The sequence below is a fragment of the Streptomyces sp. NPDC029138 genome (genome assembly GCF_055564375.1).
On the sequence record NZ_JBVHWM010000042.1, the window covers coordinates 73,097 to 82,905 of the forward strand.

The window sequence follows — 9,809 nt, forward strand, 5'->3', positions numbered from 1 at the left end:
TCCCAAAGGGGCGAGGATGGGGCCATGCCGTCCCTCGACCCACACCCGGTGATCCGCCCCTACCGTCCCGCCGACCGTGACGGCGTGGCCGACGTCTGCGTCCGCACCGCGCACAACGGGGGCGACTCCCGGGCGATCTACCCCGACCAGCGCCTGATGCCGTCGCTGTTCGCCGAGCCGTACTGTCACTTCGACCCGGACCTCGCCTTCGTGCTGGACGACGGCACGGGCCGGGCCGTGGGATACATCGTCGGCACCGCCGACACCAAGCGTTTCGTGCGGGACTTCCGGCACAGCTGGATACCCCGGCTGGCCGCGCGCTATCCGGAGCCCACCGCGCCACCCCGCACGCCCACCGAGGAGATGATCCGCCTCCTGCACCACCCGGAGCGGATGCTCGTACCCGAACTCGCCGCCTACCCCGCCCACCTGCACATCGACCTGCTGCCGCCCTGGCAGGGGCGCGGCCACGGCCGCCGCTTGCTGCACACCTTCCTGGACGCCCTGCGCGGACAGGGTGTCCAGGCGGTCCACCTCGGCATGGTCACCGTCAACACCGCCGCCCGCGCCTTCTACGACCGGGTCGGCTTCCACGAGATCCCGGTCGCCGACGCCGGCCCTCTCACCTACCTGGGCCGGGCGACGACCCGGGAGCCGACAGCGGTCCTCAGCTGAGCCTGAGGGTCTGCTTGGCGAGGTCGTACGCGGGCCGCATCTCCTCGTGCTCCTCGGTGTCCATGCCGCCGAGGTGCAGGACGACCGGGCCGTCGGGCGTGCTGACGGCGAAGGCGCTCTCCCTCTTCGTCTCCTCCAGGAGCTTGCTCGTGTAGAGGTACTCCACCTCCACCGCGGAGACGCCCCCGCCGGTCCGGAAGGAGTGGTACTTCGCCTTGCTGACGTTGTCCTCGGCGGCGACGAACGCGCGCAGCACACCGTCCGCGTCTCCGGACTCGCCCTTCCACACGCGCAGGAAGCCGATGTTGCCGGCCGGCTTGGCGTCGATCTCGCATGCGGCCGTGACCGGTCCCTGCCGGAGGAAGGCGTCGGCGAGCGCCCCGCTCAGGTCGCCGTCCTCGCCCTTCGAGGCCTTGGCCAACTCCTTGTCGGCGTCGATCGACTTGGCCTTCCAGTGCTTGGCGACGTCGAAGCTGACGGGCAGTTCACAGGCGGAACCGGCCGCGCCGATCGTGCCGCCGCGGGCCGCCGCCGTACCCTTCGCGCCGCTGCCCCCGGCCGCCGCGTCCTCGGCGCTCGCCGACGCGCTCGCGGACTTCTTCCCGTCGCCGTCCGCCGGCTCCGCGCACCCGCCGAGCACCGCGGCGAGCGCCGCCACGACGACTATGCGGCCTCCGACGGTCCCCACCCCGACCTGCACTGTTGCCTCCCCTTCGGTTCCGAGCCGCCACTGTAACCGAGGGCACCGACAACGCCGACCGCGATGCGGCTCACCGGCTGCGCGTCATCCCGCCTCGCGCGCACAGTGCAGGAAGAGCTGCGGCTCGGGTCCCGCCTCGGGACTGGCCGGGGCGAACACGGTCTGCTCCTCCGCCAGGACGGTCAGGCCCGCGCCGGAGGCCAGTTCGGTGAACGCCTCGGCGGTGAAGCTCGTCACCCGGACCGGCTGCCCCATGAAGACGGCCTCGGTGTCCTCCAGGTCCAGCGGCACGGTGGCCAGCGCAAGGAAGCCGCCGGGCCGTACCGCGCGGGCCAGCTTCGCCACCACGGCGGCCTGTTCGGCGCGGGACATCTGCAACAGCGAGAAGTACGCGCACGCGGCGTCGAACGAGGCCTCCGGCAACGGCGTCTCCCGGATGTCGGCGAGCCGGAACTCGGCCCCGGGCACCTGCCGTACGGCCAGGTCGACCATGACCGGTGAGATGTCGATGCCCAGCACGCGGTGGCCGGCCTCGGTCAGCGTCTGCGCGGTCGGGCGGCCCGTCCCGCTGCCCACGTCCAGCACCCTGCTGCCCGGTGCCAGCCGCTCCACCAGCCAGCGGAGCGACGCCCGGTGCGGTGCGGAGTCGGCGAACGCCTGCTCGTAGGTGAGCCCCAGCGCGTCGAACACCATGGCGGCCTGCGGCCGGCGGTCCTGGTTGACCACGACTGATCCTCCTGTCTCGGCCCTGCCGCGCGTCCCGTCCCCGGCAAGCCGGTCGCGTCGCCGCGCAGCCGCCTTGGTGCCGCCGTTTGCGAGGGACGGTACGCGCACGGCAGGGTGCCGGATGTGCCTACCCTGCTGATCATCCATCACACTCCCTCCCCGAACTGCCAGGCCCTGTTCGAAGCGGTCGTGTCGGGAGCCACGACACCCGAGATCGAGGGCGTGCGCGTCGTACGCCGGGCGGCCCTGTCGGCCACCGCCTCCGACGTGCTCGAAGCCGACGGCTACCTGCTCGGCACGCCCGCCAACCTCGGCTACATGTCCGGCGCCCTCAAGCACTTCTTCGACCAGATCTACTATCCCTGCCTGGACGAGACCCGGGGCCGCCCCTTCGGCTTCTACGTCCACGGCGGCAACGACGTCACCGGTGCCGTCCGCGCCATCGAGACCGTCACCACCGGCCTCGGCTGGCGCCGGGCGGCCGAGCCGGTGACCGTCACCGGCGAGCCGGGCAAGGCCGACATCCAGGCGTGCTGGGAGCTGGGTGCCACGGTCGCGGCGGGCCTGATGCCCGGCGCCTGAGCGGTCCCGCCGCGTGCTGCACGGCCACGTGAGCGCCCGGCGCCCGTCGCACGGCCACCGGGGTGATCTTCGTTCCGGACGCGGACATCCGCTGTCCCGGCGGCGGACGTGTCGGGATTGACGGCGAACGCCCGCTGCATCCGGCGGGTGCAGGAGTGCAGCGTCCCCTCACAAGGTGTCCGTGTCCCGGCCGGTCGCCTCGTCCAGCACCTCGTCGGCGGTCCGCGCGGTCAGCCTCCGCACCCGGGGCGCGTCCTGCGTGGCGAGCGTCAGCTGCCCGTACCCGCGCTCCCGCCAGTGCACGTCGGCAGCCGTCCCGGGCCACGATGAACGGCGACCCGAGCACGTCCTCCAGCGCCGGGCCGAACAGCCCCACGGTGAACGTCCCGGGCGCCGACAGCACCTCCACGGCGTCGGGGTGTCGCGTGACGAACACGCCGACGGGCGTGCTGAGCACCGGTCGGCGCGCGCAGCTCGGCGAAGAGGGCCGCCCTGCCGGTCGCCATGGATCAAACAGGCATTCGGGGCAGTACGGGCGTGCGCCGGAGCGCGGTGCCGGTGATGATCGGCACGGGGGGAGACACAGCGGAGAGGAGAGCCCGATGCTGTCCGCATGGGCCGGGGCCCTGGTGCCCGCCTTCAGCGACACGAGCGTGAGCGGCACCCGGCATCTGGTACGGCCGTCCGGCACCGGATACGTCCTCGCCGCCAGCCGCGCCTCGTTCTTCGACCCGGTCCTTCTCATCGGCACCCTGCACCGGCTCGGCCTGCGCCCCGTCGTACTGGCCACTGCCGGGCTGTGGCGGGTGCCCCTGCTGGGCCGGGTCCTCACCCGGGAGGGCCATGTGCCCGTCCACCGGGGCGGCCGACGCGCCCCCGACGCGCTCCGGGCCGCCGCCGACGCCCTCGCCGCCGGGCGCGGCGTGCTCATCTACCCCGAGGGCGGCCTGCCCCGTTACCGCGCCCCCACGGCCGCCCGCCCGGACGCCTGAAGTCCGGGGTCGTCCGGCTCGCGCTGTCCAGCGGCGCCCCGGTGCTGCCGATCGGGCACGCGGGCGCCCGGCGGGTCTCCTCCGGCAGCCTCGCCAAACAGCTTGCCGGCTGGGCCACCGCGCCCGTACGCCGCCCCCGCGTCCACGTGCACATCGGCCCCGCCCTCCGGTTGGACACGTCCGACCGCCCACTGGACGACCTGGAAACCGCCCTCGCCCAGGCCTGGTCGAACGCGGTCAGCACCCTGGAGGGCGGGACCGGGGACAACGGGGGGTACGAGGGGCAGGACAGGGCCGGCGGGGAGGGCGGACCCCGAGGGGCGCGGTAGGTACGAGGGGGGCGGGCCCGGGGGACGGTGGCCGACGAGAACGGGGCCCGGGGCGCGGTGGACACGGCGGGGACTGTGGATGTGGCGCGAATGCTGGGCTTGGCGGGGACGGTGGACCTGGCGCGGATGCGGGGCTGGCGGGTTGCTGAGCCTGCGCCACCAGCTGATCCCGCCCACCGCCAACCTGGACACGCTCGATCCGGCGATGGACCTCGACGTCGTCACCAAGGTGCCCCGGCCGCAGCGGATACGAGCCGCCGTCAGCAACGCCTTCGGCTTCGGTGGCCAGAACGCCGTTCTCGCCTTCACCGCCGTCGACCAGGCCGCCCCCGGCCGAGAAAGGCTCGCGATGCCCCCGCCCCTCCTCGCCGCCGTGCCGCTGGCCTGGCGGCACGGGCTCAGCCCCGTGGACGTCGCGCTCGCCGTCGCCTTCTACCTGATCAGCGGGCTCGACATCACCGTCGGCTTCCACCGGCACTTCACCCACGGCTCGTTCAAGGCCAGACGGCCGCTGCGGATCGCGCTCGCGCCGGCCGGCAGCCTCGCCGTACAGGGCCCGCTCATCACCTGGGTGGCCGACCACCGCAAGCACCACCAGTACTCCGACCGGGACGGCGACCCGCACTCGCCCTGGCGGTACGGCCACTCACCCCGCGCCCCCGCCAAGGGCATGTTCCACGCCCACCTCGGCTGGCTGTTCGAGACCGAGCACGCCTCGCCCCCGCGGTACGCGCCCGACCTCGTCCGCGACCGCGCCCTGCTGCGGATCTCCCGGAGCTTCGGCATCCTCGTCCTCGCCTCCCTCGCCCTGCCCGCGCTGCTGGGCGGGGCGCTGACCCGGTCCTGGCAGGGCGCGCTCACCGCGTTGTTCCGGGCCGGGCTGGTCCGTATCTGCCTGGTGCACCACGTGACCTGGTCCATCAACTCGATCTGCCACGCCACCGGTTCCCGCCCCTTCCGCAGCCGGGACCGCTCCGGGAACGTGTGGTGGCTGGCCCCGCTGTCCCCCGGCGAGTCCTGGCACAACCTCCACCACGCCGACCCCACCAGCGCCCGGCACGGCGTGCTCACCGGCCAGCTCGACGCGAGTGCCCGGCTGATCCGCTGGTTCGAACGCCTCGGCTGGGCCTACGACGTACGGTGGCCGGACCGGGACCGGGTGACCGGGCGCCGCCGGGACGATCCCTGACGGTCAGCGGCAGCGCACCGGCGTCCCGATGTCGTGCCGGTGCCAGACGGCGTCGACCACGCGGCCGTCGGGCAGGGTGTGGCGGCGCGGGCCCTGGTCGGGGACGAAACCCGCGCGGGTCAGGGCGCGCCGGCTCGCGGTGTTCCCGGGCTCGGCCCCGGCACGGACCCTCGCCAGTCCGAGGTGGGTGTGGGCCAGCTCCAGGCCCGCGCGGAACAGCTCCGCGCCCAGACCGTGGCCCCGGCAGCCCGGCGCCAGCCAGCCGCCCATCTCGCCCGCGCGGTGCTGTAGTTCGAGGGCGCCGGCGTAACTGCGGTCGGACCGGCGCACGCAGACCAGCAGGAGCGGGTCGTCCGGGCCGGGCGTGTACGGCTCGGCCAGCTCGCGGGGAATCCGGCGGCCGTCCTCACCGGCGGGCCGCCAGGCCAGCAGGGCCCGGCGGACGGCGGGATCGGGCAGCACCTCGTCCGCCTGGGTGCCGAGCCACCGCTGCGCCTCCGCGTCCGCGCTCGCGGCCAGCGCCGCCACCACGTCCAGGCGGGTCCGCGGGGTGAACAGCAACAGCCGCTCGGTGCCCAGCGCATGCCGCCCCGGCTCACACCGCCCCGGCACCGGAAGCCCCGACGCGATCCGGCTCCGGCGGAACAGCGACCAGCCCATGAAACCCCCGGCACACCAGCACACACGGCGGCCACGACACCGATCCACCGAGAGCACGGACACTCCGCACCGGCGGCGAATCTAGCGGGTCGCGAGCGGGATGCCGTAGCGCTGCGGGTGTAGGCCAGGGAGGGGTGGGGTGTGGTGAGGGTGACCGGGAGTGTCACGGGAGGCGGGGCGGAACGGGGCCGTGGCCGGCACCGTGCTGTGGGGTGCGGCTCGGGTCAGTCGGCCTGTTCCTGGGAGCCGGGCTTGGGGCGGGTGCGGGTCCAGGACGGGTCGGCGGCCGGGGCTGGAGTGGGGGTGGTGGTGTGGTGCATGGCTGTCCTTCGGACGAGTGGGGGATGGTCCGGGGTGGTGCTGCGAGGGGCCCAAGGGGCTTCTGAGGCTTCCCGCGTCGACTCGCAAAGACCGTCGGGGAGACCGCCGGAGAGACCTCGTCCGACCCGTAGCGGCGTTGTCTCAGCAGACTGCCGACTGACCGTCTGTGCCACGGCGGGCGGTGCCCACGACCGTGTGCCGGCCCGGCAGGCCGAAAGCCGCGCGGCCGACGGAACCAGGGTGGCAAGCGCGTCCGACGCGGCCGGTGGGTTCCACGCGGTCGGCGGAGCCAACACGGCCGGTGGGGTCGAGGCCGCCCGTGGACCCGTGGGAGTCCGCCGGGGCGGGGAGTGTGGCCCCGGAGGCGAGGTGGTCGGGGCTGTGGGGCCCAGGGAGTCGACCGGGGTGCTCGCCTCCGGGTGGTTCAGGGGCGCCGGGTAGGGCCGGCAGTCGGTGCGGCGCGGTCGGCGCCGGGAACACGTCCCGTTTCCGCACCGTCGGTCGTCTGTTGTGGTCGGTCGGTCGAGGGAGCCGTCGGTGGAGGGAGGGCGGAGCCATCGCCGTGCGCCTTTCGTCCGGCCTCTCGGGTGAGGGTGCGGGCGTCGGCCGGCCGCTCGGGCGGCAGACGTCGCACCGCCTGCCGGCAGGCCGTGGCGGCGGCCTGTCTCCCCTGGGCCGGCCGCGCCGCCTGCTCCGGGGGTCGGCCGGAGCAGCGAGTCCACTCTGGCACCTGCCAACCACGCTCGGCAACCGGCAAGTTGAAATTTGCAAGTGGCGAAGTGCATGCTGCATCCGCCAGAACGTGATCGAATGGATGGCGCAACGGATCGCGTGCGAAGGTGATCCTGGGACCTGACGAGGGGGTGGGCGTGACCGCGGAGACCGACTGGGGCGGCGCCCCCTGCGTGTTGCGCATGATCCTCGGCAGACGGCTGGAGGAACTGCGCACCCGGGCCGGCCTCAGCTACGCCGAGGCGGGAGCCGCCATCGGGGTCAGCCACTCCACGATCCGCCGCATGGAGGCCGCCAAGGTGTCCCGGCTACGGCTCGCGGACGCCGAGAAACTCCTCCAGGTCTACGGCGTCACCGACCAGCAGGAGATCGACACCTTCGTGCAGTCCGTGCGCGAGGCCAACAAGCGCGGCTGGTGGCACACCTACCGCGATGTCATGCCCGACTGGTTCTCCGCCTACCTCAGCCTGGAACAGGCGGCCCTCCAGATCCGCGCGTACGAGAACCAGTTCGTGCACGGGCTGTTGCAGACCGAGGACTACGCCCGCGCCCTGCTCACCGCGGCGCATCCGCACGTCTCCGCCGAGGCCACCGAACGCCGTGTCGCCCTGCGCATGCGCCGCCAGGAACTGCTGACCAGAGCGGCGCCGCCACGGCTGTGGGTCGTGATGGACGAGACCGTGCTGCGCTGGCCGGTCGGCGGCCCCGAGGTGATGCGCGCGCAGATCGACCACCTCATCGAGGTCAACCGGCTGCCCCAGGTCACCGTGCAGCTCATGCCGTTCGCCAACGGCCCGCACCCCGCCCTGCCGGCCGGTGCCTTCCACCTCTTCCGGTTCCGGGCCCGCGAACTGCCCGACATCGCCTATCTCAGCGGCCTCGTGGGGGCCGTCTACCTCGACAAGGCCGAGGAGGTCGTGGTCTACCGGGAGGCCCTGGACCGGCTCGGCGCCCAGGCCGCGTCCGCCAGGAGGACCGAGACCCTGCTCGCCGCGCTGCGCAAGGAGTTGTGACCGCCCCGCCGCCCACCGCCCGCCCTCGTACCTGCTGACGCGAAGCCCCGAGCCCCACCCGACCGAATGGGAGACACGGCGTTGCCCGACAACGGATGGCCGGCCGACCGGATCGACACCGAGAACGCCCACTCCGCCCGCATCTACGACTACATACTCGGCGGCAAGGACTACTACCCCGCCGACAAGGAGGCGGGCGACGCCATGGCCCGGGAGTGGCCCGCGCTCCCGGTGCACATGCGGGCCAACCGCGACTTCATGAACCGTGCCGTGCGCTGGCTCGCCGAGGAGGCGGGCATGCGCCAGTTCCTGGACATCGGCACCGGCATCCCGACCTCGCCCAACCTGCACGAGATCGCCCAGGCCGTGGCCCCCGACTCCCGGGTCGTCTACGTCGACAACGACCCGATCGTGCTCACCCTCTCCCAGGGCCTGCTGGCCAGCGCCCCCGAGGGCCGGACCGCGTACATCGAGGCCGACTTCCGTGACCCGGCGGCCATCCTGGACGCCCCCGAGCTGCGCGAGACCCTGGACCTGAGCCGGCCCGTCGCCCTCACCGTCATCGCGATCGTCCACTTCATGCTGGACGCGGACGACGCGGTCGGCGTCGTACGGCGGCTGCTGGAGCCGCTGCCGTCCGGCAGCCACCTCGCGATGTCCATCGGCACCGCCGAGTTCGCCCCCGAGGAGGTGGGCCGGGTCGCCCGAGAGTACGCGGCCCGCAACATGCCGATGCGGCTGCGCACCCTGGACGAGGCCCAGGAGTTCTTCACGGGCCTGGACCTGGTCGAGCCCGGCATCGTCCAGGTGCACAAGTGGCACCCCGACGGCAGCGGCGAACAGGGCATCCGGGACGAGGACATCGCGATGTACGGCGCGGTCGCCCGCAAGCCGTGACAGACCCGGGGCCGGGGTCCGACCCACCTCCCGGACCTCGGCCCCGCCTTCGTCGTACGACGGCCGTGGCGGTCGCCGGCCCCTACCGTGAGCCCATGGACACCATCCGCGCCACCCGGCGTGTGCAGGCGCCCCCGCACGCGCCTTTCCCGGCGCCGGCCGGGCCGTCGTAGGTGAGGGAGATACATGGCTCTGCACAACCTCGCCCGGTTGGTCGAGGGAACGGGAGCGGCCCGCGCCGGAATGACCGAAAAGAGCGGAGGGGAAAGCGGAACCAGGACGCGGGAAACGCGGTCTTAGGCTCCGTCGACGGCCGGGATCAGCCCGGTCGCGAAGAAACCGGGGGAACGCGAAACATGTCCGTGCGCAGCCGCAAGACCCTCCTCACCGCCGCCGCCCTCACCGCCGGCCTCACCCTGGCCGCCGTCACGCCCGCCCTGGCGGGGGCCTCCGCGAACGGCACCACCCGCGCTGCCGCCGTGTCGTCCACGCAGGGCGACCCGCGTGACGTCACCCAGCACGTGGCCGACTTCTACGGCGCCTACATCGACGCCGTCTGGGCCACCGACGACCCCACCGCCGCGGCCGGCGCCAAGGCCCTGCGTGCGTTCTACCTCTCCGCCGCCGCGCAGAAGAAGGTCGCCGCCTACGAGAAGAAGGAACACGCCGACGGCATCCTGTTCGCGCAGAACGTGCCGGTGAAGTGGAAGGTGGCGTACACCGGCTCCGGCGCCGGCCACGCCACCAGCAGGGTCACGCTCACCTGGAGCGACGGGCCGCACGCGCAGGTCAGCCGGATCGACGTCCAGTCCGACCTGAAGACCCTGAAGATCACCGACCTGAAGCCGGCCGGCTGACCGGGGGCACCGGGGGGGGGGGGGGGGTCCCCCCCCCCCCCCCCCCGGACCCCCCCCCCCCCCCGTGGGGGTGGGGGGGGGGGAGGGATGTGTGCGCGCGTGAGGTGCGCAAGGACGCCCTCCACACCACATCCCC

At 73.6% G+C, this 9,809-nt stretch carries 12 protein-coding genes; 8 read left to right on the forward strand and 4 right to left on the reverse strand.

Going from position 1 to position 9,809, the window contains the following annotated elements:
• The first annotated feature begins 24 nt into the window (after positions 1-24).
• Positions 25-675 carry a GNAT family N-acetyltransferase gene (locus tag ACZ4WH_RS27960; RefSeq protein ID WP_468185482.1) on the forward strand — a complete coding sequence of 217 codons (651 nt, stop codon included), beginning with the start codon at positions 25-27 and terminating at the stop codon, positions 673-675.
• On the opposite strand, the gene ACZ4WH_RS27965 is transcribed toward ACZ4WH_RS27960, so the two are convergent.
• Together ACZ4WH_RS27965 and ACZ4WH_RS27970 are read right to left on the reverse strand one after the other, a co-directional pair.
• On the reverse strand, positions 668-1,375 hold the full coding sequence (locus ACZ4WH_RS27965) for a lipoprotein (protein WP_468185484.1): 708 nt from the start codon (positions 1,373-1,375) through the stop codon (positions 668-670). The two genes, ACZ4WH_RS27960 and ACZ4WH_RS27965, sit on opposite strands and share 8 nt — an antisense overlap.
• A gap of 84 nt (positions 1,376-1,459) precedes the next feature.
• The gene (locus ACZ4WH_RS27970; RefSeq protein ID WP_468185520.1) at positions 1,460-2,068 is read right to left on the reverse strand and encodes a class I SAM-dependent methyltransferase; all 609 of its coding nucleotides are present in this window, start codon (positions 2,066-2,068) and stop codon (positions 1,460-1,462) included.
• A 156-nt stretch (positions 2,069-2,224) separates the two neighbouring features.
• Here ACZ4WH_RS27970 and ACZ4WH_RS27975 point away from each other — a divergent pair, with 156 nt between their 5' ends.
• Entirely contained in the window at positions 2,225-2,683 is a 459-nt protein-coding gene (locus tag ACZ4WH_RS27975) for a flavodoxin family protein (RefSeq protein ID WP_189817920.1), read from the forward strand.
• A gap of 168 nt (positions 2,684-2,851) precedes the next feature.
• On the opposite strand, the gene ACZ4WH_RS27980 is transcribed toward ACZ4WH_RS27975, so the two are convergent.
• Entirely contained in the window at positions 2,852-2,986 is a 135-nt protein-coding gene (locus ACZ4WH_RS27980; protein WP_468185487.1) for a hypothetical protein, read from the reverse strand.
• A gap of 299 nt (positions 2,987-3,285) precedes the next feature.
• On the opposite strand from ACZ4WH_RS27980, the gene ACZ4WH_RS27985 reads away from it, so the two are divergent.
• The 3 genes from ACZ4WH_RS27985 to ACZ4WH_RS27995 all read left to right on the forward strand — a co-directional run bounded on the left by ACZ4WH_RS27985 (position 3,286) and on the right by ACZ4WH_RS27995 (position 5,193).
• Positions 3,286-3,675: a 1-acyl-sn-glycerol-3-phosphate acyltransferase gene (locus ACZ4WH_RS27985; RefSeq protein ID WP_468185490.1), complete on the forward strand. Its 390-nt coding sequence runs from the start codon at positions 3,286-3,288 to the stop codon at positions 3,673-3,675.
• Between the two features lie 41 nt (positions 3,676-3,716).
• Positions 3,717-4,004, forward strand: coding sequence for a hypothetical protein (locus ACZ4WH_RS27990; RefSeq protein WP_468185492.1), 288 nt, complete (start codon positions 3,717-3,719; stop codon positions 4,002-4,004).
• A gap of 142 nt (positions 4,005-4,146) precedes the next feature.
• A complete protein-coding gene (locus ACZ4WH_RS27995) occupies positions 4,147-5,193 on the forward strand; it encodes an acyl-CoA desaturase (RefSeq protein ID WP_468185495.1) in 1,047 nt (348 codons plus the stop codon).
• A gap of 3 nt (positions 5,194-5,196) precedes the next feature.
• Here the strand turns inward: ACZ4WH_RS27995 and ACZ4WH_RS28000 are convergent, their stop codons facing one another.
• A complete protein-coding gene (locus tag ACZ4WH_RS28000; RefSeq protein WP_468185498.1) occupies positions 5,197-5,853 on the reverse strand; it encodes a GNAT family N-acetyltransferase in 657 nt (218 codons plus the stop codon).
• A gap of 1,190 nt (positions 5,854-7,043) precedes the next feature.
• Here ACZ4WH_RS28000 and ACZ4WH_RS28005 point away from each other — a divergent pair.
• The 3 genes from ACZ4WH_RS28005 (at position 7,044) to ACZ4WH_RS28015 (ending at position 9,673) form a co-directional block, all read left to right on the forward strand.
• Positions 7,044-7,919, forward strand: a complete 876-nt coding sequence (locus ACZ4WH_RS28005; protein WP_468185501.1) for a helix-turn-helix domain-containing protein — start codon at positions 7,044-7,046, stop codon at positions 7,917-7,919.
• Between the two features lie 81 nt (positions 7,920-8,000).
• A complete protein-coding gene (locus tag ACZ4WH_RS28010) occupies positions 8,001-8,816 on the forward strand; it encodes an SAM-dependent methyltransferase (protein WP_468185504.1) in 816 nt (271 codons plus the stop codon).
• Between the two features lie 356 nt (positions 8,817-9,172).
• Positions 9,173-9,673 (forward strand): hypothetical protein, encoded by a 501-nt coding sequence (locus ACZ4WH_RS28015; protein ID WP_468185507.1) that lies wholly within the window; start codon positions 9,173-9,175, stop codon positions 9,671-9,673.
• Positions 9,674-9,809: the final 136 nt, after the last annotated feature.